Annotated in this window: 24 protein-coding genes; 4 read left to right on the top strand and 20 right to left on the bottom strand. The window is 66.4% G+C overall.

Annotation, left to right across the window (positions count from 1 at the left end; all coding sequences use genetic code 11):
- The first annotated feature begins 9 nt into the window (after positions 1–9).
- The gene (locus tag QX070_RS22570) at positions 10–369 is read left to right on the top strand and encodes a carboxymuconolactone decarboxylase family protein (RefSeq protein ID WP_315739298.1); all 360 of its coding nucleotides are present in this window, start codon (positions 10–12) and stop codon (positions 367–369) included.
- Positions 370–376: 7 nt separating this feature from the next.
- Here QX070_RS22570 and QX070_RS22565 read toward each other — a convergent pair whose 3' ends face one another.
- Genes QX070_RS22565 through QX070_RS22540 form a run of 6 tightly spaced genes read right to left on the bottom strand, consistent with a single transcriptional unit; the run spans position 377 to position 7,835 of the window.
- Positions 377–1,591, bottom strand: a complete 1,215-nt coding sequence (locus tag QX070_RS22565) for a M20 family metallopeptidase (RefSeq protein ID WP_315739297.1) — start codon at positions 1,589–1,591, stop codon at positions 377–379.
- 17 nt (positions 1,592–1,608) lie between these two features.
- On the bottom strand, positions 1,609–3,183 hold the full coding sequence (nikE, locus tag QX070_RS22560; protein ID WP_315739296.1) for an ABC transporter ATP-binding protein: 1,575 nt from the start codon (positions 3,181–3,183) through the stop codon (positions 1,609–1,611).
- Positions 3,180–4,010: an ABC transporter permease gene (locus QX070_RS22555; RefSeq protein ID WP_315739295.1), complete on the bottom strand. Its 831-nt coding sequence runs from the start codon at positions 4,008–4,010 to the stop codon at positions 3,180–3,182. The genes nikE and QX070_RS22555 overlap by 4 nt, the downstream gene beginning before the upstream one ends.
- Positions 4,003–4,950 (bottom strand): ABC transporter permease, encoded by a 948-nt coding sequence (locus QX070_RS22550; RefSeq protein WP_315739294.1) that lies wholly within the window; start codon positions 4,948–4,950, stop codon positions 4,003–4,005. Before QX070_RS22550 ends, QX070_RS22555 begins: the two co-directional genes overlap by 8 nt.
- Positions 4,951–4,965: 15 nt before the next feature.
- Positions 4,966–6,516 carry an ABC transporter substrate-binding protein gene (locus QX070_RS22545; protein WP_315739292.1) on the bottom strand — a complete coding sequence of 517 codons (1,551 nt, stop codon included), beginning with the start codon at positions 6,514–6,516 and terminating at the stop codon, positions 4,966–4,968.
- The gene (locus tag QX070_RS22540) at positions 6,504–7,835 is read right to left on the bottom strand and encodes a M20 family metallopeptidase (RefSeq protein WP_315739291.1); all 1,332 of its coding nucleotides are present in this window, start codon (positions 7,833–7,835) and stop codon (positions 6,504–6,506) included. The genes QX070_RS22545 and QX070_RS22540 overlap by 13 nt, the downstream gene beginning before the upstream one ends.
- Before the next feature lie 66 nt (positions 7,836–7,901).
- Here QX070_RS22540 and QX070_RS22535 point away from each other — a divergent pair, with 66 nt between their 5' ends.
- On the top strand, positions 7,902–8,678 hold the full coding sequence (locus QX070_RS22535; protein WP_315739290.1) for a GntR family transcriptional regulator: 777 nt from the start codon (positions 7,902–7,904) through the stop codon (positions 8,676–8,678).
- 12 nt (positions 8,679–8,690) lie between these two features.
- On the opposite strand, the gene dhaK is transcribed toward QX070_RS22535, so the two are convergent.
- The 13 genes from dhaK to QX070_RS22470 all read right to left on the bottom strand — a co-directional run bounded on the left by dhaK (position 8,691) and on the right by QX070_RS22470 (position 19,995).
- Complete coding sequence (gene dhaK, locus QX070_RS22530) at positions 8,691–9,680, bottom strand: dihydroxyacetone kinase subunit DhaK (protein ID WP_315739289.1); 990 nt, start codon at positions 9,678–9,680, stop codon at positions 8,691–8,693.
- Entirely contained in the window at positions 9,677–10,129 is a 453-nt protein-coding gene (locus QX070_RS22525) for a hypothetical protein (protein ID WP_315739288.1), read from the bottom strand. Before QX070_RS22525 ends, dhaK begins: the two co-directional genes overlap by 4 nt.
- Positions 10,126–11,745 (bottom strand): phosphoenolpyruvate--protein phosphotransferase, encoded by a 1,620-nt coding sequence (gene ptsP, locus QX070_RS22520; protein ID WP_315739287.1) that lies wholly within the window; start codon positions 11,743–11,745, stop codon positions 10,126–10,128. The genes QX070_RS22525 and ptsP overlap by 4 nt, the downstream gene beginning before the upstream one ends.
- Before the next feature lie 2 nt (positions 11,746–11,747).
- Entirely contained in the window at positions 11,748–12,050 is a 303-nt protein-coding gene (locus QX070_RS22515) for an HPr family phosphocarrier protein (RefSeq protein ID WP_315739286.1), read from the bottom strand.
- Positions 12,051–12,062: 12 nt separating this feature from the next.
- Positions 12,063–12,461 carry a dihydroxyacetone kinase phosphoryl donor subunit DhaM gene (gene dhaM, locus QX070_RS22510; RefSeq protein WP_284416623.1) on the bottom strand — a complete coding sequence of 133 codons (399 nt, stop codon included), beginning with the start codon at positions 12,459–12,461 and terminating at the stop codon, positions 12,063–12,065.
- A 2-nt stretch (positions 12,462–12,463) separates the two neighbouring features.
- Positions 12,464–13,069, bottom strand: a complete 606-nt coding sequence (gene dhaL, locus QX070_RS22505) for a dihydroxyacetone kinase subunit DhaL (RefSeq protein ID WP_315739285.1) — start codon at positions 13,067–13,069, stop codon at positions 12,464–12,466.
- 3 nt (positions 13,070–13,072) lie between these two features.
- Positions 13,073–14,083, bottom strand: a complete 1,011-nt coding sequence (locus tag QX070_RS22500) for an ABC transporter ATP-binding protein (RefSeq protein ID WP_315739284.1) — start codon at positions 14,081–14,083, stop codon at positions 13,073–13,075.
- Positions 14,076–15,188: an ABC transporter ATP-binding protein gene (locus QX070_RS22495; protein WP_315739283.1), complete on the bottom strand. Its 1,113-nt coding sequence runs from the start codon at positions 15,186–15,188 to the stop codon at positions 14,076–14,078. Before QX070_RS22495 ends, QX070_RS22500 begins: the two co-directional genes overlap by 8 nt.
- Positions 15,189–15,192: 4 nt before the next feature.
- Positions 15,193–15,390: a hypothetical protein gene (locus QX070_RS22490; RefSeq protein WP_315739282.1), complete on the bottom strand. Its 198-nt coding sequence runs from the start codon at positions 15,388–15,390 to the stop codon at positions 15,193–15,195.
- 17 nt (positions 15,391–15,407) lie between these two features.
- Positions 15,408–16,361, bottom strand: coding sequence for a carbohydrate ABC transporter permease (locus QX070_RS22485; RefSeq protein WP_315739281.1), 954 nt, complete (start codon positions 16,359–16,361; stop codon positions 15,408–15,410).
- Positions 16,358–17,320: a sugar ABC transporter permease gene (locus QX070_RS22480; RefSeq protein ID WP_315739280.1), complete on the bottom strand. Its 963-nt coding sequence runs from the start codon at positions 17,318–17,320 to the stop codon at positions 16,358–16,360. The genes QX070_RS22485 and QX070_RS22480 overlap by 4 nt, the downstream gene beginning before the upstream one ends.
- A gap of 124 nt (positions 17,321–17,444) precedes the next feature.
- Positions 17,445–18,776: an ABC transporter substrate-binding protein gene (locus tag QX070_RS22475; RefSeq protein ID WP_315739279.1), complete on the bottom strand. Its 1,332-nt coding sequence runs from the start codon at positions 18,774–18,776 to the stop codon at positions 17,445–17,447.
- Positions 18,777–19,107: 331 nt separating this feature from the next.
- On the bottom strand, positions 19,108–19,995 hold the full coding sequence (locus tag QX070_RS22470; RefSeq protein WP_315739278.1) for a 4'-phosphopantetheinyl transferase: 888 nt from the start codon (positions 19,993–19,995) through the stop codon (positions 19,108–19,110).
- Positions 19,996–20,218: 223 nt separating this feature from the next.
- On the opposite strand from QX070_RS22470, the gene recQ reads away from it, so the two are divergent.
- Together recQ and QX070_RS22460 are read left to right on the top strand one after the other, a co-directional pair.
- Positions 20,219–22,024 carry a DNA helicase RecQ gene (gene recQ, locus QX070_RS22465; RefSeq protein WP_315739277.1) on the top strand — a complete coding sequence of 602 codons (1,806 nt, stop codon included), beginning with the start codon at positions 20,219–20,221 and terminating at the stop codon, positions 22,022–22,024.
- Between the two features lie 394 nt (positions 22,025–22,418).
- Positions 22,419–22,724, top strand: coding sequence for a hypothetical protein (locus QX070_RS22460; protein WP_315739276.1), 306 nt, complete (start codon positions 22,419–22,421; stop codon positions 22,722–22,724).
- Positions 22,725–22,759: 35 nt separating this feature from the next.
- On the opposite strand, the gene QX070_RS22455 is transcribed toward QX070_RS22460, so the two are convergent.
- Complete coding sequence (locus tag QX070_RS22455) at positions 22,760–23,491, bottom strand: HlyD family efflux transporter periplasmic adaptor subunit (protein WP_315739275.1); 732 nt, start codon at positions 23,489–23,491, stop codon at positions 22,760–22,762.
- Between the last annotated feature and the right edge of the window lie 264 nt (positions 23,492–23,755).

Here is a 23,755-nt window from a genome sequence, read left to right as displayed (position 1 = left end):
GAGATGATGATGGACAAGAACTACCCCGAGCTCTGCAAGGACATTTCCGGCAATCTGCGAACGCTGCGCAAGGACATCCCTGAGGTCATGCAGGGCTTCTCTGCACTGGCTCAGGCCGCGAGTCGCGACGGCGCCCTCGACAAGAAGACCAAGGAGCTGATCGCGCTGGCGATCGGCGTTGCCGTCCGCTGCGACGGCTGCATCGGCTTCCATGCCGACGCGCTTGTGCGTCTCGGCGCGACCCGCCAGGAGGTCGAGGAAACGCTCGGCATGGCCATCTACATGGGCGGCGGACCGTCGCTCATGTATGCCGCCGATGCGATCGCGGCCTTCGAACAGTTCCAGGAACAAGCGACAGCCGCCGCCTGACGCGGCATCAGCCGCAGATGTCGAGAATCGCCAGCATGTAGATGCGGATCATGTCGAGATAGTCGAGAATGTCGACGCGCTCGTCAGGCATCGTGTTGTAGCGGCCGCCCGGCCCGCAGACGATGCCCTCCATACCGCCATAGGTATAAAGATGGCCGGCATCGGTGCCATAGAAGCAGCTGGGCGCCACCGGGCCCGTCGGCTGGGCGGCGCCGCGCACGACGCGATAGGCATTGTTGACGGCACGGACGATCGCGCTCTCGGGCGCGACCTCGAACGGCGGCATGGTCGGTACGCCGGCGCGATCCTCCGACATCAGATGAGCCTTCAGGCCGGGAAAACGCGCCTCCAGCGCATCGAGCTCGCGCCGCATGTCCGCCAGCGCGCCTTGCTCGGTCTGCCCTGGTGCATAACGGCCGGAACCCTTGATGCGGACGAAATCCGCGACCTGCGGCGTCCGCCACTCGTGCAGCTCGCGACCGAGCGCGCCGTGCACGACGCCGACATGAACGCGGTTGATAGCCTCATGTGCCGGCGAACGCGCGCCGGAGAATCGCATCGCATTGAGACGCGGAATGAGATCGCAGGCGGCAGTGATGGCGTCAACCGCCTCCTCCCGCTTCGACAGATGCCGCGTGTTGCCGACGAGCTCGATGATGAACATGAATGCCGCGGCATGCATCGTCATCGCCTTGAGGTCGGTTGGCTCAGAATTGATGAAATAGTCCGCGCGCAGCCCCTGCTTCAGCAACGAGTAGGTGCCGACCCCACCCTGCAGCTCGCCGACCACATAGGTCAGGATGACGTCGCCCCTCAGCTTGACGCCGGCCTCGATCAGCGTCTTGACCGCACAGAAATAGGCGGCGTCGCCGGCCTTCATGTTTGACACGCCGATTCCGTAGACGAAGTCGTCGTCCACCTTCCCTGCCCAGGGGTCGACGGTCCAGCCTTCCGTCACCGGATTGGTATCGACATGGCCGTTGAACAGCAGGCTCTTGCCGCCGCCGGTGCCGTTCCAGCGGCCGACGGCGTTGACGCGGCCTTCGGCACCGAACGGCGCGACGGCCGCATCCAGGCCGATCTCGCTCATCTGCTCGGCCATGAACGTCGCGAGCTGCCTCTCGCCTTCGGTCTTCGAATAGCTCTTATGCTGTACCATGCGCGACAGCAGCGCGAGCGACTCCGGGACGGAGATACGGGCGAGCAGGTCGTTGCGATCCATGGGGGCAATCCTTGCGGTCAGCCAACGGGCGCTGGCGAGGCCGCCATCAGCTCGCGGGTGTAAGGGTGAACGTCGTCTGCGCCGAAGGCATCGACGGCACGGCTGTCGACCAGCCGGCCGTGGCGCATCACGACGATGCGGTGCGCGATCTGCCTGATGAGGTTGAGATCGTGGGTGATGAAGAGATAGGCCGCGCCGGTCTCGGCGCGCAAAGCCAGCAGCAGCTCGATGATCTGGGCCTGGACGGAGACATCGAGAGGCGCCGTGATCTCGTCGCAGATCACCAGGCGCGGTCGCGCCGCAAAAGCCCGCGCGATCGCGACGCGCTGCTTCTCGCCGCCGGATAGCTGGTGCGGCCAGCGCATCGCATAGGACGCTGGCAGCCGGACCTGATCGAGAAGGCGCGGCACTGAGGCGACATCACCGCCGTAGAGCCTCAAGGGACGCGACAGGATCTCGCCGATGCGGTGACGCGGATTGAGCGAGGAATCCGGGTGCTGGAACACGATCTGAACATCGCGACGATAGGCGGAATTCATGTCGCGGGCCCCGCGCAGCATCCGGCCGTCGAAACTGATGGTACCGTCGAAGCGGGCGAGCCCGGTCAGGGCGCGCGCCATGGACGATTTCCCCGAGCCGGATTCGCCGACGAGGCCGACGATTTCGCCTGCGCGGATGTCGACATCGACGGCCTTGGTTGCCGGTGGCGGCGACGCGCGGAACAGGCTGGCCCGGCCGTAATGCACCTCGATGCCACGCGCCTCAAGCACCACGGCAGCGCCCGGCTGATCATTCACGAGCCGCCGCTCCGGACGCGGCACCGCGGCGATGAGTGCCTTGGTATAGTCGTGCTGCGGCGTCCGAAATATATCAGATGCCCCCGCCTGCTCGACGACGCGGCCGTGCCGGATCACCGCGACACGATCGGCGACGCGGGTCATCATCGCGAGATCGTGCGAGATGTAGAGCGCAGCGACGCCCGTTTCCGCGCGCAGGCGCGCGAACAGCTCGATGATACGGGCACCGGTGATGACATCGAGCGCTGTCGTGGGCTCATCGAACAGGATGACATCGGGCCGGCAGCCGAAGGCCGTCGCGATGATCACCCGCTGCTTCTCGCCGCCGGAGATCTCGTGCGGATAGCGCCGCAGCACCGCCGCGGGGTCACGCAGCTCGACATGGCCGAGCAGCTCGATCGCGAGATCCCTGGCGGCCCGCGCGTTCAGACCGCGATGACGCATCAGCGTCTCGGTGATCTGATGGCCGATGGTCAGTGTCGGATTCAACGCGGTCGACGGGTCCTGGAACACCATGCCGATCCGGCGGCCCCGCACCTCGGTGAGTTGCTTCGGGCTCAGAGACCGCAGGTCGATATCGCCGAGGCGCAGCGATCCCGAGATCTCGCGGGCATTGGCCGGCAGATGCCGCATCAGCGCCCAGGCCAGCGAACTCTTGCCGGAGCCGGATTCGCCGACGAGGCCGAGCACCTCGCCCGGCGCGATCTCGAGTGACACGTCGCGCAGCACCTCGACGGCGCCCGCCGATGTGACGTAGTCCAGCCCGTAATTGGTGATGGCGAGCGCCGGCTTCATCGATCGTCCCGCGGATGCAGCGCGTCGCGCAGCGCATCGCCGACGAGATTGAAGGCGATCGCCGACAGCGCGATCGCCGCCGAGGGCGCGATCAGGATCCACGGCGCCTGGTGCATGTATTGCCGCGCATCGGCCACCATCAGCCCCCATTCGGATGCCGGCGGCTGCGCTCCCAGGCCAAGGAAGCTCAGCGTAGCGAACAGCATCACCGCAAACGACACCCGGATCGTGGCCTCGATGATGATCGGGCCCATCACGTTGGGAAGCATTTCGCGAAAGATGATCTGCGATGCCGCCTCGCCGCGCGCGATGGCGGCCTTGACGTAGTCCTGATTGCGCACCGCAAGGGCTACGGAGCGCGTGACCCGCGCCATGCCAGGCGCAAACGCAAAGCCAATCGCGATCACCGCGTTGACAGCCCCATTGCCGAGCGTGCTGACCAGCAGCAGCGCCGTGAGGAGACCGGGAATGGCCATCACAGCATCGTTGGTGCGCATGATGAATTCGTCGGCCTTGCCGCCGAGATAGGCCGATGCGACGCCTATCACCGCGCCCATCGCGCTGCCGGCGAGCGTCGCCGCGAGCGCCATCGGAACGGTGGCGCGCGCGCCGGACAGCAGGCGGCTCAGCACGTCGCGGCCGAACTGGTCGGCGCCCAGCCAGTTCTGCCATCCCGGCGGGCGGAAACGGCCGAGAAAATCCATCTTCTCCGGCCCATAGGGCGCGAGCCACGGGCCGAGGATGCAGACGATGGCGAGGGCAACGAGCAGCATCACGCTGATCGCCCCCTGCGGCTTGCGGATCATCCTGCCGAACAGCTCAGTCATAGCTGATCCGTTTATCGAGCAGCGCGTAGACGACATCCGCCAGCGTGTTGGTGATCGCGTAGGTGACCGCCATGATCATCGCGCCGGCCTGGATCGACGGCAGATCGCGGGTGGTGATGGCGATCATCAATGCGCGGCCGATGCCGGGGATGGCGAAAATCTCCTCGATGACGATGATGCCCCCCAGGAGATAGCCGACGTCGAGCGCGACGATGGTGATGACCGGCAGCAGCGCGTTGCGCATCACGTGCCGCACCAGCACCGTCCGCTCGGGCAGGCCCTTCAGCCGCGCCGCGCGAACGTAGTCGGACTGCAGCACGTCCAGCGTCTCCGAGCGCATCATGCGCATGACATGCGCGACGAGAATCACCGAGACCGTCAGGACCGGAAGGATCAGATGGCGTAGCGCCAGCCCGGCATCCTCCAGCGGCGACACGTAGCCGGTCGCCGGCAGCCATGGCAGGATGTCGGTCAGCAGCAGCGCCAGCACGGTTGCGGTGACGAATTCCGGCAGCGAGACCCCGAGATATGCGATCACGCTGGTCGTCGTATCCGTCGGCCGGCCCTTGCGGAGCGCCGCGAAGATTCCGAGCGGGACTGCGATCAGAAGAGTGACGACGAGCGCGCCAGCTGCCAGCAGCAGAGAGCGCGACAGCGCCGTCAGCATCTCCGGCGCGACCGACAGGCCGGTGCGCATGGAGACGCCGAAATTGCCCGTGGCCGCGTGCGCGACCCAATGCGCGAATTGCAGCCAGACCGGATCGTCGAGCCCGAGCCGGCTGCGAACGGCTGCCAGCGCCTCTGGCGAGGCGTTCTCGCCAAGCAGCGTTTGCGCGGCATCAGCCGGCAGCGCCTGCGTGATGGCGAACACCAGCACGCTGACGATGACGACCGTGTAGACCATCAGGAGCAGCCGCCGTAGCAGCCAAGCGAATGACACCGCTCGGATCCTGCCTCAGCTGCGCTTGGGCGCGCCGGCGCCGAGCGAGACGAGATCGAGCCGGAACACCGACCCACGCGGATGCAGCTGGTAGCCTTCCACATAGGCGCGCTGCGCCGCCAGGATGTCGAAGAAGACCGGAATGACCGACGGCACCTCCTCGCTCATCATCGTCTGGGCCCGCGCATAGAGCGCGGCACGATTGGCATCGTCGGTCTCGCTACGCGCCGCATTGACGATCTCGTCGAAGCGCGCATTGTTCCAGCGCGTCTCGTTCCAGGCCGCATCCGAGGTATAGAGCAGCTTGAAGATCGCGTCGGCGGTCGACTGCATGTTGTAGAAGCCGACGTAGAAATTGCCTTTCTTCCAGACCTGATCGAGATAGGTTGCGTGCGGCATCGTCTGAACGTTGATGCGGAAGCCGGCGGGCGCCGCCATCTCACGGATCGCAACGCCGAGCTGCGTGCGCGTGTCCGGCTTGTCGGATGCCACCATCGTCAGGTCGATGCCGGAGGGATAGCCGGCATCGGCGAGCAATTGCCCGGCTCTGGCGATGTCGGGCTTCTTCAGTTTGCTGTCCTGATAGAACCGGTAGGCGGGGCTCAGCGGCGTGTCGTTGCCGGGCGTGCCATAGCCGCCGGCCACGAAGCCGGCCATGGCCTCGCGATCGATGGTCAGCGCCAGCGCCTGGCGCACGCGAACGTCGTTGAACGGCTTCTGGTCGCAGCCCATGTTGACGTTCAGAAACTGCCCCGAGGGGATCCGCACCGCCTTGACGCCGCTGGCCTTGCCGAGCCGCTCATATTCGCCGGGCGTGGTCGACAACATGAGATCGATGTCGCCCGAAATCAGAGCCGATGCCTCGGCGGTGCGGTCGGGATAGACGAGGATCTCGACGCGATCGAGTGAAGGCCGCGCGGGATCGTAATAGACCGGGTTGCGCTCGACGACGATCTTGCGGTCCGGCTCATAGGACACGAGCTTGAACGGCCCTGAACCATTCGCCTTTGTGGCGAGGCTGGCGAGATCGGCGGCAACGACTTTCGCAGGCACGATGCGCGCATTGTTGTAGGCGAGCGCGACCGGAAAATCGGCGAAGGCAACCGATAACGTGAACCGCACGGTCGACGCATCTACGGCGGCGACATCCTTGATCGGGCCGACATTGGTACGCGCCGGTGACGCGGTCTTCGGATCGAGGATCGCCTTGAAGGTCGCGACGACATCCTCCGCCGTCAGCGGCGAGCCGTCGTGGAAGCTGAGATTGGGCCGCAGCTTGAACGTCCACTCGGTGAGCCCCGCGCCGGCCTGCCACGACAACGCGAGGTCCGGCTCGACCGACATGTCCGGCTTCAACCGGGTCAAGTTGGAATAGAGCAGCTCGGTGATAAGGTATTCCGGATTGACGCGCGCGAGCAGCGGGTGAATGACGGCCGCGCCCTGATCGACCGAGATCCGCAAAACGCCGCCGCGCTTGGGCGCCTCGGCGGAGAGAGAGACTTGCGGCAGGGCACCAAGCGCGAGCGCGGAGCCGGCAAGGAAATGACGACGAGTCACGGACGGCATCGGGCGAAGTCCTTTTCGGGCGTGATGGCTTCGGGAGAGAGCTCGGGACAGAACTCGGCTGCAAGATAGGCCAGCACCGACTTCGCCAATGCGACGATGTCGGTGAGCGTCGTCGATTCGCCCGGCGCATGGATGCGGCTATCGGGCCTGCCGAGACCCGTGAGCAGCACCTCCTGCAGGCCCGTGGCCTGCTGCACCCAGCCGAAATCGGAGCAGCCGGACGCCCCCCATCGGGCGAAGTCCTCGGCCGCGTAGCCGAAACCGGCCGACAGCGCCTGCTGCCAGCGCGGCCAATGCGGCCCGCCGGGATCGGATGTCGGCATCAGATGACCGGTGAGGATGATCTCGACGTCGAGCATGCCGGCCGCCTGCCGGATCGCCGTTTCGATCTCGCGGCGCGCGGCGGCGAAGTCCTCCTCGGGCGCATAGCGGCGGCACAGGAGAATCTCGACCAGCGAGGGGATCTGTCCGCCACATTGGCCGCCATGAATAGCCGAGATGTCGAGGCTCGCGGTGAGCGGTCCAGCCGCCTGCGGCGGTGGCGGCAACGCCGATGTCCGCTGCGCGACGAGCGGCTTCAAAGCGGAGAGCGCATTGAGGATCGGCAGGGCCGCCTCGATCGCGTTGGCGCCGGCACGGCGCTGCTCGCCGGCATGGGCCGCCGTGCCGCGAACGCGCACCGTGAGCGTGAACAGGCCGAAGCAGCCGGCCCAGATCCGCGGCATGGCGCTGCCGTTGAAATTCAGAATATGCCCTTCGAGGCGCCCCTGTTCGGCAAGGTAGCGCACGCCGGGATAAAGCCCCGCCTCCTCGTCCGTGCACAGCAGCAGCATCGGATCATAGGCCAGCGACAATCCAGTCTGCTGCGCGGCGCGGAGCGCGAGCAGCGCTGCCGCGACGGATCCCTTCATGTCGGCTGCGCCGAGTCCGGTCAGACGGTCACCGTCGCGGCTCAGTTGCAGCGGATCGGTCGCCCAGCCGGGCGCCGCCGGTACTGTGTCCACATGGAAATAGAGCCCGAGCACCGGTCTGCCGGAGCGGCGCCGTGCGATCAGATTCGTACGCGGTCCGCGCGCCCCCGGTGCGCGCCATAGATCCTCCGGGACAATCACGCGCTCGCAATCCAGCGCCAGCGGCCTAGCGAGCTGCTCCATCACACCGGCAAAGGCATCGTAGCCGGCGCCCGGCGGAAAGCTGGTATCGACCGCCACCAGCTTCCGCAGTTCCTCGACGGCAGTCTCGGCCATGCCGTCGATCGCAGCGAAGGCGCCGGCCAGGCCGGGCTGGCTCCGATCTACTGGAATGCCCTGAGAAATCATTTGCCGTCTGCTCAATCCTATATTCTATATAGAAATAGAATTCACGACGCGGCATTTGTCAATTCCATGAAAAAGGCAGCTGTGGCCAGCAAAGCGGCAGACGGAGTGGGTGCGGGTCCAGGCGCGCTGCCGGTGCCGCTCTACGAGCATGTCAAGCGCCAGATCGCCGAGGCGATCCTGATCGGCGACATGCCGCCGGGGACGGTGCTGCCCGGCGAGGTCGCGCTCGCCAATCAATATGGCGTCGCCGTCGGCACCATCCGCCGGGCGCTGGCCGACCTCACTGCGGGCGGCATGCTGATGCGGCGGCGCAAGACCGGCACGGTGGTGACGGGCCGCGCGTCGCAGCATGGGCTCAGCTTCTTCTTCCAGTACTTCCGCCTGCTCGGCGCCGACGGCTGCCTGCTGCAGTCGCAAGCCGAGGTGCTGTCGGTGACGACCCGCACCGCCGAGCCGGCCGAAGCGGCGCTGTTCGGCGTGGCCGACGGCGAGCCGCTGCTGCATCTTCATCGCATCCGCCGCGTCGCCGGCGCGCCGGTGCTGCATTCGCGGATCTCGATGGTCGCGAGCCGCGTGGCGGGATTTCCGCGCGAGCCGAAGAAGGTCCCTGCCCTGATCTACCGCCATCTGCTCGAGGCCTATGGCCTCCGGATCGCCGCGGTGCGCGAGAAGGTGACGGCCGAGGTCGCCACCAAGGAGGACCGCAAGCTGCTCGGCCTCTCCGCGCCGGCCGCCGTGCTCGTCATCGACGAGGAAGCCTATGACCAGACCGGCGCGCTGGCGATCCTCAGCCAGCACCGCGCCACGACGGCGCAGCACTACTACTCCAACGAGATCCGCTGAGCGGACCTCGGTTCAGCAGCCCCAGCGCAGGGCGGCCGTGTGCACCGGCGCGTCCCACAGCGCCATCGTCGACTCATCGAGCGCGGTGACCGTGAGCGAGCAGCCGGCCATGTCGAGCGAGGTGACGTAGGAGCCGACCAGCCCGCGCGCGATGGCGAGCCCGCGGCCTTCCAGGATGCGCCGCGCCGCATTGGCCATCACGTACAATTCCATCGCCGGCGTTGCGCCGAAGCCGTTGACCAGCAGCAAGCACGGCGTGCCGGACTTGGGCGCGAGATCGGCCAGGATCGCGCCCATCATCTCCTCGGCGATCGCATCGGCCGAGGCCAGCTTGACCCGGCGGCGGCCGGGCTCGCCATGGATGCCGACGCCCATCTCCATCTCGTCGTCACCGAGCGTGAAGGTCGGCTTGCCGGCGGCCGGCACGGTGCAAGAGGTCAGCGCCACGCCCATCGACCGCGTGCGCCTGTTGACGTCGTCACCAAGCGCCTTCAGCGCGTCGAGATCGCGGCCCTGCTCGGCCGCAGCACCCAGCATCTTCTCCACGACCAGCGTGCCGGCAACGCCGCGGCGGCCGGTCGAATAGGTCGAGGTCTCGACGGCGACGTCGTCGTCGGTGATGACGGTCGCGACCTTGCCCTCCATCATCTCCGCGGCCATCGCGAAATTCATCACGTCGCCTTCGTAGTTCTTGACGATGAGCAGCGCGCCCGCGCCTGTGTCCACGGCCTGCGCGGCCGCGAGCATCTGGTCCGGCGTTGGCGATGTAAACACCTGGCCCGGACAGGCGGCATCGAGCATGCCCGGCCCGACGAAGCCGGCATGGAGCGGCTCATGGCCGGAGCCGCCGCCGGAGATCAGCGCGACCTTGCCCGGTTTGGGGCTCTTGCGGCGAACGAACTTGTTGTCCTCGCCCAGCGTGACGATGTCGCCATGCACGGCGGCAAAACCCTGCAGGCTCTCGGTCAGGACGTCGGAAACGGCGTTGATCAGCTTCTTCATGGCTTCCCTCCCGGTTCGGCGTCGTCGTTGTTTTCGTTGGCTGAGATCAGCGCGGTGATGCCGCGCGCGACGCCGGTGATGATGCGGTCGGCATGGGCGTTGAGCGCGGGGTCGCCGAAGTCCGGCAGCTCGACCACGAGGCGCCGCATCGGCCGCTGCGCCTCGGCCTCGTCCAGCCGGCCCGGATGCGCGGCGCGGTAGGCGGTCAGAAACGCCTGCTGCTCATGCGGCGAGAAGTGACAGATGTGGAAGATGGTCTCGAGATGCTGCAGCGGGATCGGCGTCGCATAGGCCGGATTGACGATCTGCGAGATGAAGCTGCGATTCTTGCCGATCGCCTCCGCCAACCGCTGCCGTGTGCCGGAGGGACGGCTGTCGATCACCGCGCGCAGGATCGCCTTGTATTCGGCGAGCGGGCTTGCGCCCCCCGATGCATCCTGGTCACTCATGCGCCCTCTCCCGCGGCCTTTTCCGTGCCCTTGGCGAGGTCAAGCTCGCGGATCGCCGACTTCACCAGCGGCAGCAGGCCTGGCGCAACTGACAGCGCGCGCACGCCGACCCCAAGCAGCGCCGGAATGGCTCTGACATCCCCGGCGGCGTCGCCGCAGATCGAGACTTCCACGCCCCGCGCACGACCAGCGCGCACCACATGGGCAATCATCGCCAACACCCCGGGATGCAGCACGTCGGCATAGTCGGCGACCTCGGCGCCGTCACGCGAAGCAGCGGTCGCGTATTGGGTCAGGTCGTTGGTGCCGATCGAGAAGAAGTCCGCAGCGAAGTCATGCGCTGCCAACGCAGCAGCCGGCACCTCGACCATCATTCCGAAGGCCGGCGCGGCGAACGCGACGTTGCCGGCGGCCAATTCGGCGAGCACGGCGCGGAGATGACGACGCGCGACGTCCAGCTCCGCTGCATTGGTCACCATCGGCAGCATCACCTTGAGCGGTCCGAGCGCAGCCGCGCGCGCCAGCGCGCGCAGTTGAACACGGAAGATCTCGGGATGACGCAACGACAGACGGAGGCCACGCAGGCCAAGAAACGGGTTACTCTCACCGTCGATCGTGTAGCCCGGAATCGGCTTGTCGCCGCCCGCGTCGAGCGTGCGGATCGTGACCGGCCGGCCTTCGGCCCAGCGCACGAGCTCGGCATAGGCGTGATATTGCGCCTCCTCGTCGTGAAGCAGGTTGCCGGTGAGAAACTCCGTGCGCGCCAGACCGACGCCATCGCACGCTGCGGCTGGCAGCGCCGTCATATCACCAGGACCGGAGATGTTGACGAGCACGGAAACGAAGGTGCCGTCGCGCGTCAGTGCCGGTTCGTGCTGCCGCGCCCTTGCCTCCGCCCTGCGGCGCGAGACCGTCTCGTCCTCCGCCCGCGCGGCGGCGACAGAGTGCGCGCTGGGATCGGCGATGACGACACCGCGACCGCCATCGACCAGCAAATCCCCTGTCAGCTTGTCCCAATCGTGACCGAGCCCAACCACCATCGGCACGCCGCGGCTGCGCGCCAACATCGCGACATGGCTGGTCGGGCTGCCCTCGCCGAGCGCGATACCCCCTCCATTCGTCCACTCGATGGCGAGGAAAGCGGATGGCGCCAGATCACGCGCAACGACGATCGCCCCCTTCGGCAACTTGCCGTTCTGCTGCAAGCCGAACAAGTGTCGCAGCACGCGATCCCGGATGTCGGCGAGGTCGCCGGCGCGGGCGCGGAAATATTCGTCCTCGGCGGACTCATACCCCGCCATCTCCTCCGCCATCGCCGCGCGCCAGGCCGCATCCGCAGCGACGCCGCCCTCGATCTGGACGTAAGCCGCCTCCGTCAGCGCATCGTCTTCGAGCAGCGCGAGCTGAAAGCCGATCAGTTCGGCGGCGTCTCCCTCGAGCCTGCCGATCAGCTCGGCCACGGCCTCGCGCGCATGCGCGACCGCTACGGCGAGCGCTTCATGCTCCTCGGCGATCGCCCCTTTCCTCCGGCTGGCGCCCTCCAGCGCATGCAGGATCGCCGCGGGCCCGATGGCCAGCCCGTCCGACGCCGCCCGCCCGAAGATACGCCGCTCCATCGTCACTCCTCGTCGAACTTGCGGTTCACCAGATCGACCAGCGCGGCGATGGCGGCCTCGGCATCGGTTCCATTGGCGCGCAGAAACAGCGTCTCGCCCTTGGCGGCCTTGACGCGCATGATCTTCACCGGGCTCTTGGCATCGGTCCAGGGCCCGTCGGCCGCGATCGCGACTTCGATGGTCGACGCAAAGCGCTTGGCGAGCTGGGTCAGCTTGACCGAGGGCCGCGCATGCAGCCCGACCTCGTTGGTCAGCAGCGCATGCGCCTTCGCTTCCTGCATGCCGATCTCTCCACCGTCAGCCATTCTCGTTCCTGCTCATCCGCCCATCAGCTCTTCGGCGGTTGCGCGCACCGCATCGAGCGGCGAGCCGCCGGAGGCTTCCGTCGCCGCCATCACCGCGCCTTCGACCAGCGGCGCGTTACAGATCACGATGCGCTCGCGCCGCTCCTCCGGCATCATCTCCACCGCCATCTCGCTGTTGGTCTCAGCGCCGCCGAGATCGACCAGGATCGCAACACCTGACTCCGACCATGCCTTGTCGATCGCGCCCATGATGGCGCCAACGTCGGTGCCGAGTCCGCCATCGGCATTGCCGCCGACCGCCGCGAGCGGCACGCTGTCGCCGACCATCTGCCTGACCATGTCGGCCGCGCCTTCCGCCACCTTGGCGGAATGCGACACGATGACGATGCCGACATTCTTCTGCTCACTCATGATCAGGCCTCATTGAATACGCTGCAGATCGCCTGCACGAGCAGGCTGGAGGAGCGCGCGCCGGGATCCATGTGTCCGATCGAACGCTCGCCGAGAAACGAAGCACGGCCGCGGATCGCCAGCATCGGCACGGTCGCGTCGGCAGCTTCGCCAGCGATCGCGGGCAGCCGGGCGGCGAGATCGTCGCCACCGGCCGCAAAAGCTGCCTGCACCGGGATCAAGACGTCGAGCATGGTCTTCTGGCCTGCTTCCGACTTGCCGCGGGCTTTCACGTCCGCAATGGCACGCCCCAGCGCCGCCGCCGCTTCAGCGGCAGATGGCGCTGATGGCAGCACCTTGCCAAGTCCCATCGCCAGCGTGCCGTAGAGCGGACCGGACGCACCGCCGACCTTCATCACCAGCGCCATGCCGACCGCCTTCAGCGCCTCGGGAAGAGGCTTGGCTGAAATGTTCTCGACATCGGCGAGAACGGCCTCGAAGCCGCGCTTCATGTTGAGTCCGTGATCGCCGTCGCCGATCGCCGAATCGAGCGCGGTCAGTTCCTCGGCATGCGCGATGATGGCATCGGCCATCGCCATGATCAGCCTGCGCTTGAACGCCTGGTCCATTGTCTATCTCACCCGCTGGCCCGCCCGGTCGAACAGCAGCGGCCGGGTGAACTCGATAGCGACGGCGTCGCCGACTTTCAATTCCGTATCCGGCTCGACCAGGCTGACGATGGTCTGGTCCTGCAGCGTGATATGCAGATGATTCTGATCGCCGAGATGCTCTATCCATTTCACCCGTGCGTCCGCACGGGTCTCGGCGCGCCGGACCGTCATGTGCTCGGTGCGCGCGCCGATCGTCGCGACGTCGCCCGGCACTGCGAGATCCGGGAACAGCCCACGCGGCAGCAGATTGATGCCGGGACTGCCGAGCCGGGTCGCCACATAGGTATTGGCCGGATCCTCATAGACCTCCCGCGGGCTGCCGACCTGCACCAGCCGGCCCTGCTCGATCACGCCGATGCGGTTGGCAAGCGTCATCGCCTCGATCTGGTCGTGGGTGACGTAGAGCATGGTGGCGCCGAGATCCTGCTGGATGCGCTTGAGCTCGATGCGCAGCTCGGAACGCAGCTTGGCGTCGAGCGAGGACAGGGGCTCGTCGAGCAATGCGATCGCAGGCCTGCGCACCAGCGCGCGGCCGATCGCCACGCGCTGCATCTGACCGCCCGAGAGCTGAGTAGCGCGGTTGCCGAGCTTGTCCTCGATTCGCAGCATCCCCGCGACGTCTCCGACGATGCGCTTGATCTCAGCCTCAGGAATCTTGCGCACCGGCGAGCGCAGCGGAAAGGCGAGATTGTCGTACACCGAAAGATGCGGATAGAGCGAATATTGCTGAAACACGAACGTGACGTCACGCGCGGCCGGCGTCGCTTTCGTCTGATCGACGCCGCCGATGGTGATGCTGCCGCCATCCGGCATGTCGAGGCCTGCCACCAGGCGCAAGGTCGTGGTCTTGCCGGCGCCGGTCGGCCCGAGCAGCACCACGAGCTCGCCATCGCGGATGATCAGCGACAAATCCCGAACCGCCGGCTTGGAACCGAACGACTTGCTGACGGCGTTGAGACGCGTCTCAGCCATGATGGCGCCCTCCTCTCACCGGCTGCTCATACAGCGCCGTGCGGATTGCACGGCCCGTGGCGGCGTTGAACAGCGATAGCCGGTCGGCGCGGAAGCTGAGTCCGACCGGCTCGGCGCGCTCAATCCGGACCGCCGCGGGCGCGCGCGCCTTGACGGTGCCGCGAGCCGTCATGACGGTGATGATCTGGGTGGTGCCGAGATATTCGGTGCCAAACACCTCGCCGCGCAGCCCGCCTTCCGCGCTGAGCGCCACCTGCTCCGGCCGCACGCCGAGAACCAGCTCGTCGCTCCCGGCATCCTCGCGCAGCTCGGGCACGCCGATCTCGGCGTCGTCGATGCGCACGCAGTTCGTGCCGGCGCCTAGCCTGCCCTCGAAGCGGATGAAGTTCATCGCCGGCGAGCCGATGAAGTCCGCGACGAACATGGTGGCGGGACGGTCGTAGATCTCCTGGGGCGTTCCGAGCTGCTCCACGACGCCGCGATTCATCACCGCGATCGTGTCGGCCATCGACATCGCCTCGAGCTGGTCGTGAGTCACGAACACAGTGGTCGCCTTGAGCCGGTCGTGTAGCGCGCGCAGCTCGCCGCACATGATGTGACGGAACTCGGCATCGAGCGCGCCGAGCGGCTCGTCCATCAAGAACGCTTTGGGCTCGCGGACAATGGCGCGGCCGAGCGCGACGCGCTGGCGATCGCCGCTTGAGAGCCCGCTCACCGGACGGTCGATCAGATGGTCGATGCGCAGGATGCGCGCCGCCTCCTCGACCCGCCGCCTGATCTCCGCCTTGGGCACCCCCATCGAGACCAGCGGAAAGGCGATATTCCTGCGCACGTTCATGTGCGGGTAGAGCGCGAACAGCTGGAACACCATGGCGATGTCGCGCTCACGCGCGCGCCGGACGGTGACGTCCTCGCCGCCGAGGTTGATCGTCCCCGACGTCGGCAGCTCCAGGCCTGCAATCATGCGCAACGTGGTGGTCTTGCCGCAGCCGGACGGACCGAGCAGGCAGAAGAACTCGCCGTCGGCGATCGTGAAGCTTGGGCCGCGCACGGCGGCAAAGCCGCCGAACTCCTTGAACAGGTTCTCGATCCGGATCTCGGCCATGGCGTCAGTCCGGGAACTTGGAGACGATGGTGAACATCACGACACCAGCGAGCGTGGTGATGAAGGAATAGGTGTAGAGCACCAGCGCGAACGGCTGCAGCAGCATCAGCACGCCCGCCGCAATGAGGATCGTCGCCAGCGTCTCCATCGGGCCGCGCCGCAGCGCCCGTGGCCAGCGCGTGGTGGCCACATCGGCAGGCATGTTCCGGATCGACTCGCTCATTTGCGCACCGCTCCGAAGGTGATGCCGCGCAACAGGTGTTTCCTCAGCAGCACGGTGAACACGACGATCGGGATCAGGAACAGCGTGGTGCCCGCCGCAACCGCCGGCCAGTCCTGGCCGCCCTCGCCGATGATAATCGGAATGAAGGGCGGCGCAGTCTGCGCCGTGCCCGAGGTCAGAAGCACCGCGAAGGCATATTCGTTCCAGGCGAAGATCAGGCAGAAGATCGCGGTGGCGACGATGCCGGTGGTGGCCTGCGGCAACACGACCTTGAAGAAGGCTTGCAGGCGGGTGTAGCCGTCGACCATCGCCGCCTCCTCGTATTCGCGCGGGATTTCGTCCATGAAGCCCTTGAGCAGCCAGACCGCGAGCGAGATGTTGACGGACGTATAGAGCAGGATCATGCCGAGCCGCGTGTCGGACAGGCCGAGCTCGCGATACATCAGGTAGATCGGGATCGCGACCGCGATCGGCGGCATCATCCGCGTCGACAGGATGAAGAACAAGAGGTCATCCTTCAGCGGCACCTTGAAGCGCGAGAAGGCGTAGGCCGCAAGCGTGCCGAGCACGACCGACAGCGCGGTCGAGCCGAACGCGATCACCAGCGAATTCACGTAGCGTGGGATGTAGTTCGATGGACCCGCGACCACCATGTTGCGGCCGCGCGAGATGCGGTCGCACAGACTGGCAGCCGGCGGCAGCTTGGCCATGTAATCCGGGGCCTGCCGGGTCCGGGTCGTGAACAGATTGCAGTAGCCCTCCAGGCTCGGCTCGGCGACGAGCTTCGGCGGATAGGCGATCGCGTCCGATGGCGACTTGAATCCGGTCATGAAGATCCACAGCAGCGGCACCAAAGTGATCAGGGCATAGGCGATCACCACGGTTGCCGCGATCCGCTTGGTCAGCGGCGACGGATCGACGACGGAATGAGCGGTTGCGAGACCGGTCATCGGCTTTTCACCCGGTTGAGCGCCTTGACGTAGATGTTGGCGAGACCGAACACGGTGACGAACAGGATGATGGCGAACGCCGAGGAATAGCCGGTCCGCCACTTTTCGAACGCCTCGCGCTTCAAGGTGATCGAGGCGACCTCGGTCGTCGAGCCTGGACCGCCGCCGGTCAGCAGGTTGACCATGTCGAACATCTTGAAGTTCTCGATGCCGCGGAACAACACCGCGAGCATGATGAAGGGCAGCGCCATCGGCAGCGTGATCGACCAGAACTGCCGCCACGGCGAGGCGCGGTCGACCTCGGCCGCCTCATAGATGTAGTCGGGAATCGAGCGCAGGCCTGCGAGGCAGATCAGCATCACATAGGGCGTCCACATCCAGGTGTCGACGACGACGATGGCCCAAGGCGCCAGCGGCACCTGCGCCAGCATCTGGAACGACGACGCCGGCATGCCGGTCACGGCGGCGATGACGTAATTGAACAGGCCGATCTGCGGCTGGTACAGGAAGGTCCAGAAATTGCCGACCACGGCTGGCGACAGCATCATCGGCAGCAGGATCAACGTGGTCCAAAGGCCGTGGCCACGGAATTTCTTGTCGATCAGCCAGGCCAGGGTGAAGCCCAGCACGGTCTGGATCAGGATGGTCCAGAACACGAAGCGCGCGGTCACCGTCATCGCCGCCCAGACGTCCGGATCGGTCAGGATCGACTGGTAGTTGGCGAGCCCGACATCGAGCACGGTGGCGTTCGGACGGTTCGCGCGATAATTGGTGAAGGACAGCCGGATGGTCCAGATCAACGGGAAGATGTTGATCGCGAGCAGCAGCAGCATGGTCGGCGTGATGAACAGCCAGGCGATGGCGCGCTCGGACAGGCCGCGCACGCGCCCCGCCACGACCGGCGGCGTCACGAGGGCGGCGCGGTCGACGAGGCTGCTCAGTCCGGTTTGGTCGGTCATGCGAGGGACTGCTTCACTGGCTGCTTCTGGCTGGCGGTGAGACTGGTTGGTCCGCCCGGCAAGCCGAAGCTCGCCGGAGGGATTGTCGTGGCACAGCCCGCGTGTGCGCGAGGTGCCGCGGCCGTCAGAGCTTGCCGTCCTCCTTGAAGACCTTGGTCCAGTCGACGATCAGCCCGTCGAGCGCGCCCTTGGCGGTGCCCTGGTCGGCGACGACATAGTCGTGGACGCGCTTCTGCATGGCGAGCAGGAGCTGCGCGTAGGACGGCTCGGCCCAGAAATCGACCACCTGGTCCATCGCCACCAGAAAGTCGGCGGCGAACGGCGCGGTGTTCTTGAAGTTGGGGTCGTTGAGCACGCCCTTGTGGCAGCTATAGCCGCCGAGCGCCCACCATTTCTTCTGGGTGTCGAGCGAGGCAAACCATTTGATGTAGGCCAGCGCCTCGGCACGGTTCGGCGAATAGGCCACCACCGAGATGCCCTGCCCGCCGAGCTGCGAGCCCTTCTCCTTCTGCGCCGGGTTGACGAAGAAGCCGATCTTGTCGCCGCCGACATTGGGGTCCTTGTAGAGGCCCGGGAAAAAGGCGAACCAGTTCATCTGCAGCGCGACCTGGCCGGACTTGAAGGCGTCGAGCCCTTCCTGCATGTAGCCATTCGAATAGCCGGGCGGCGTGCAGCACTTGTACAGCGCCTTGTAGAATTCGAGGCCCTTCACGGCGTCGTCGGAATTGACAAAGCCCTGCATGTCATACGGCTTCTTCGGGTTCTGATACTTGAAGCCGAACGGATAGAGCGCGTTGGTGACGCCCATGGTGATGCCTTCCGAGCCGCGCTCGGTGAAGATCGCCGCGCCGTAGACGGTCTTGCCGTCGATCACCCGCTTCTGGAAGAACTCGGCGATGTCCTTCAGCTCGGCTTGCGTCTTGGGCACGTCGAGCTCGCGGCCGAACTTCTTCTTGAACTCCTCGCGGATTTCGGACCGTGAGAACCAGTCCTTGCGATAGGTCCAGCCGTTGGCGTCGCCCATCGCCGGCAGCGCCCAGTAGTTCGGCGTGCCCTTCGGCCATTCGGCGTAGCCGGCCACGGTGGCGGGCATGAAGTCGGAGATCTTGATGCCTTCCTTATCGAAGAACTCGTTGAGCTTGACATATTGACCGTTCTCGGCGGCGCCGCCGATCCACTGGGAGTCGCCGATCATCAGGTCGCACAGCTTGCCCTTGGAGTTCAGCTCGTTGAGCATGCGGTCGGCGAAGTTCGGCCACGGCACGAACTCGAACTTCATGCTGACGCCGGTCTTGGCGGTGAAGTCCTTGGACAGCTCGACCAGCGCATTGGCCGGGTCCCAGGCGGCCCAGCACAAGGTGATGGTCTTTCCTTCGGCGCGTGCCGGCGCGGATGCGCCGAGCACGGTCGCAGCGGCGACCGTCGCCGTCAGTGCAAATGTCTGCAGCAACTTCATCTGGCACTCCCTCCCTGTTGGCGCCGTCCCCGCTTCGCGTGGGTGACGGCGATGCATGGCCTGCGGCGAGCGGCGCCGTCACAACGACAGCGCGAGCCGCAAGCGTTTCCCCATGGCCCCGGATCATCCGTCCGAGTTAAGTATTTTGTTTAGTAGATTGTGAATGACTAAACATGTCAAGCGCGTTTTCGCGACGTTTGCAGCGCATCATGTTTAGCGACTGCGGTAAGCTGCTCGTCGTCCGGAGGTTTGCCGGGATGGCGATGGCGCGGCTCTCCGGCGCAGCCGCCAGGACGCAGGCTCGGCCCAGCTCCAGGCTGCATCCGCGCGATCAGCCCTTCGCCAACGTCACGCCGCAACTGACCCGGCCGTCAGCGATGAGGAAGCGTCCGGCGAGGCGAGCAATGGCAGCCGGCCATCCCTCTCTCACGACGCGCGCCTCGAACGTGCCTGCCGCCCATGCGATCGTGAGCTCGACGTCCTGGAAATCCAGGAAGCCGTGCGTGATCGGATATTGGCATTTGTAGTAGGCTTCCTTCGCGCTGAAGATCACGATCGGCAGCATCGGCTGCAAGGCGTCCGGCTGCGCGCGAAGCCATCGCCGCTCGGCCGGCGTGAGCACCAGGTCGCGCATCGACGGATCGAGCTCGCGCAGGTCCTCGACATCCAGTCCGAGCGACGAGACATCCCTGCTTCGGGCTACGGCCACGGCGCAATGATCGGCACAATGTGAGATGCTTCCCACATAGCCCGGCGGCCACACCGGCGCGCGATCCGGCGCCGGGACGAGCGCCACCGGCGGAGCTCCGAGCGCGGCCAGCGCCCTGCGCGCCAGGACCCGCGCGGTCGCGAACTCGGCCCGCCGCTTGGCGACCGCGGCTTGAATATGAGCGCGCTCCTCGGCAAACAGCTCGTCGTCCGCCAGCGAGAGGCTGGAGGCCACGACCACGACCGGGCCTTCAAACAGATCTGCAAGCACCCTCGTCACCAACTCTGCGCGCGCGTCTCTTTGCGGACCGGCCTCGACCGACCGCCACCGTATACGACACGGCGACGTCGAAGCGAATTCCAACGGTTCAACATGTTTCGCGATCTCGCGGCGCCACGCGCCCGAGCTTTGCATGGCGAGCGCACGCTGCCGCTCGGCGAGCCGCACCACCGACCACTGCGGATCGGCATCGACCAGCACCACCTTGCGCCCGGCGAGGTGCCAAGGCACCCAGCTCGCCCCGGCAGCCCATGCTCGTATCAGGATCGGAACATAATGCGATGCAAGTCGATTCTGCCATAACTCGTCGGCTTGTCCAACGCGCCCCTGCCACTGTCCCCGCCATGCTTCTCCGCGCCGCTGAAATGCGCGTCACCGGGCAGCTTTCGCTTGACGGCGGCGTCCCGCAACGGGACTTATCCAGTCCCTCCGTCTGCCGAAGAAGTGCGTTCCCATGACCGCCGATCCGCTCTCGATCCTCAAGGCCGTGTTCGGCTATGACAGCTTTCGCGGGCGGCAGCGCGACATCGTCGAGCACGTGATCGCCGGACACAATGCCTTCGTGCTGATGCCGACCGGCGGCGGCAAATCGCTGTGCTACCAGATCCCGGCGCTGGCGCGTCCCGGCCTCGGGCTGATCATCTCGCCGCTGATCGCGCTGATGGAGGACCAGGTCACCGCGCTCCGGCAGGCCGGCGTGAAGGCCGCGGCGCTGAACTCGCGGCTCTGGGGCGCCGAGAAGGACCTGCTGTGGCAGGACATCGAACGCGGCGAGCTCGACCTGCTCTACATGGCGCCCGAGACGCTGCTCAGGCCGGAGAACCTGGAGCGTCTCAAGGCCGCGCAACTGTCGCTGATCGCCATCGACGAGGCGCACTGCGTCTCGCAATGGGGCCATGATTTCCGGCCCGAATACCGCGCCCTCGACTGTCTCGCCGGGCTGTTCCCGACGATCCCGCGCATCGCGCTCACCGCCACCGCCGATGCGCCGACGCGGGCCGAGATCGTCGAGCATCTCTCGATCGGCGACGGCAACAGCTTCATCGCCGGCTTCGACCGGCCGAACATCCGCTACGGCGCGGCGGAGAAGACCAGCACGATGCAGCAGATGCTAGCCTTCCTGAAATCCCGCGAGGGCGAGAGCGGCATCGTCTATTGCCTGTCCAAGCGCAAGACCGAGGAGGTCGCCGCCTCGCTCAGCGACCACGGCTTTCCGGCGCTGCCCTATCATGCCGGCATGGAGATGAAGGCGCGGGAGAAGAACCAGCGTCGCTTCCAGCTCGAGCAGGGGCTGATCATGGTCGCCACCATCGCTTTCGGCATGGGCATCGACAAGCCCGACGTGCGCTTCGTGCTGCATGCCGATCTGCCGTCCAGCATCGAGGCCTACTATCAGGAGACCGGCCGCGCCGGCCGCGACGGCCTGCCATCGGAAACCCTGATGCTGTACGGCGCCGAGGACATCGCGCTGCGCCGCCGCTTCATCGATGAGTCGGACGCGCCCGATGCGCGCAAGCGCACCGAGCGCCGCAAGCTCGATGCGCTGCTCGGCTTCGCCGAGACCTGCCAATGCCGGCGCCAGGTGCTGCTGCGCTATTTCGGCGACGATTGCGCGCCGTGCGGCAATTGCGACATCTGCCTCGACCCGCCCGAGACCTTCGACGGCACCATCGCGGCGCAGAAGCTGCTGTCCTGCATCCACCGCACCGGCGAGCGCTTCGGCCAGGCCCACGTCGTCGCGGTGCTGCTCGGCGAGACGGACGAGCGCATCGAACGGCTCGGCCATGACAAGCTCTCCACCTTCGGCATCGGCAAGGAGCACGACCGCAACGCCTGGCGCTCCATCGTCCGCCAGCTCGTCGCGCATGGGCTGATCAGCGTCGACGTCGCCGGCCATGGCGGCCTGTCGATCTCGCCCGAGGGCCGCCAGTTCCTGCGCGACAAGCCGCAACTCAGCCTGCGCGTGCTGAAGAAGACCAGGCGCGACCGCAAGGCTCGGGAGCGGCAGACCACGACGACATTTCCTGACCTCGACCGCGACTTGTTCGAGAAGCTGCGCGTCCGGCGGATGGAGCTCGCCAAGGCCCAGAACGTGCCGCCCTACGTCATCTTCCACGACAAGACGCTGGCCGAAATGGCGGCCCGCCATCCGCGCTCCGTCGCGGAGCTTGCGAGCATCCCCGGCGCCGGTACGGTCAAGCTCGCGCGCTACGGCGAGGCATTCGTGGCGGTCATCAAAGCGCATGATGCGGGCGCCTGAGCCCGCATCGTCCCGCAGCACCGCGACTCCTTCGCTCGACTATCAGACGGCACACATGGCCTCACACATGGGCTCGCGATCCCGGCCGGACGCTCGTGACGATCGCGAAACGTCCCTCTTCGGCGAAGCCGGATGCGCGGAAATGTGACGGTGATTTGCCCGAGTGCAATTGATTAGTTTACGACAAACCGGCTCCACGGGCAGTTCGTGCATGAGCGGCATGCACGGATTGCCCGTCGTGCAGCGAACATGCGCGCACACCCGTGGCATGCGTTCGCACCCGTTGAATTTTGTCGGATTCCCGACACCGACTTTTCTTGACCCTCGCGCGGCGCGCTCTTAGTTTCCGTCCCCGCTTGAAACGGCAATCAACAAACTCATATGGGCGGACGCGATGGTTCGGGAATTCGAGTACAAGGGGGAAGTGTTTCGGGTGACGGCGCATGGCATCCATGGCCATGAGGAGATCTTCATCGTCCACATCGACGACGGCGTCGAGGGCGGCGAGATCTCGATCGACCGGATGACCGAGGAGAACGACACCAGCGCACCGCTGGAGGACATCATCGTCATGCTCTGCGACAAGCTGATTCCGGAAGCCGGCATCGTCTGCCGCGAGCCCGGCGGCGCGTTCGCCTGGCGCGAGGGCAAGGTCGTCTACCAGGTTCACGACGGCGTGCAGGAGCTCAGCCGCGGCTGATCGCAGCCGCCGCGCGTCGCGTGGGGATGCCGTGGTCAGATGCGCCGCTGCACCGACGCGGGTTGGAGATCCTGCTCGCAGCGGCAGGTCCTCTGCGCTCTCTTCTGCAGGATCTGCGAGACCATCCGCTCCGTCCCGGTCAGGCCGGTCAGGATCGTCGCGCCGACAGCCATGCCGGATCGCAATCCGGCGGGCATGGCCGCCTTCAGCAGGCTGATCTTCAGCGCAATCCGGCTTTCGCCGGTTGGCGAGCCGGACGCCGCGCCGATCCACTCAGCATCCGCGACATGTCCATAGAGCCGGACGGGCAGGCCCGGCACGTCGATCGTGACCGCCTGTCCGATCGCGACATAGGTGATCTCGGAAACCGCGAGGGCTGCGATGACGTGGGGCTCGCCCGGCGTGACCACCGCCATCAACGACCGATCTGCCGTCACGGCGTCCCCGACATGGAGACCGCTTGCGGCCACGACGCCGGCGACGGGAGCAATGACGTCGTTCAGCGCGACCGTCGCGGCGCGCTCGTCCCGGTGCTCGATCCGCGCCAGAACCTGTCCCGCAACAATCTCCTGATTGTCGGTCACGAGCAGGTCCCTGACCAGGCCGGACACCGCCGACCTGACTGGGACTTCGTTCATCCTGACATAGGCGTCATCGGTGTGAACCAGATATTGGCCGACGGTCACATACTCGACCATCCACGGCACCGCGACCAGCATTCCGAACATCAGGCTGAGCGCGACGAGCGACCACAGCGCACGTCCCACGGACGCCCTGGATGTGGCGCGCGGGTCCGCCGGGGGACGCTCCTCATGCAGAATCGTCAGCCGGGATCCGCCCGGCGCTTGCTGTCCGTCCACCGCTCGCTCCTCACGACCACGGCATCGGGCGCATTGCCGCCTCGGCGGCGTCCTCGTGACGTGAGGGTCGCGCCCATCGAATGCTCGTGACGCCGATGTGGCGGCTCGCGGGCCGGTTGATAATGGCGCCTGGACCGAATTGGGTCTTCAATTTCTCGAAACAATGCCGGC

Origin of the sequence: Bradyrhizobium sp. SZCCHNR1093 (genome assembly GCF_032381175.1) — a bacterium.
Taxonomy (GTDB): domain Bacteria; phylum Pseudomonadota; class Alphaproteobacteria; order Rhizobiales; family Xanthobacteraceae; genus Bradyrhizobium.
The sequence above is the reverse complement of the archived record's forward strand: the minus strand, read 5'-3'. Positions and strand labels throughout refer to the sequence as shown.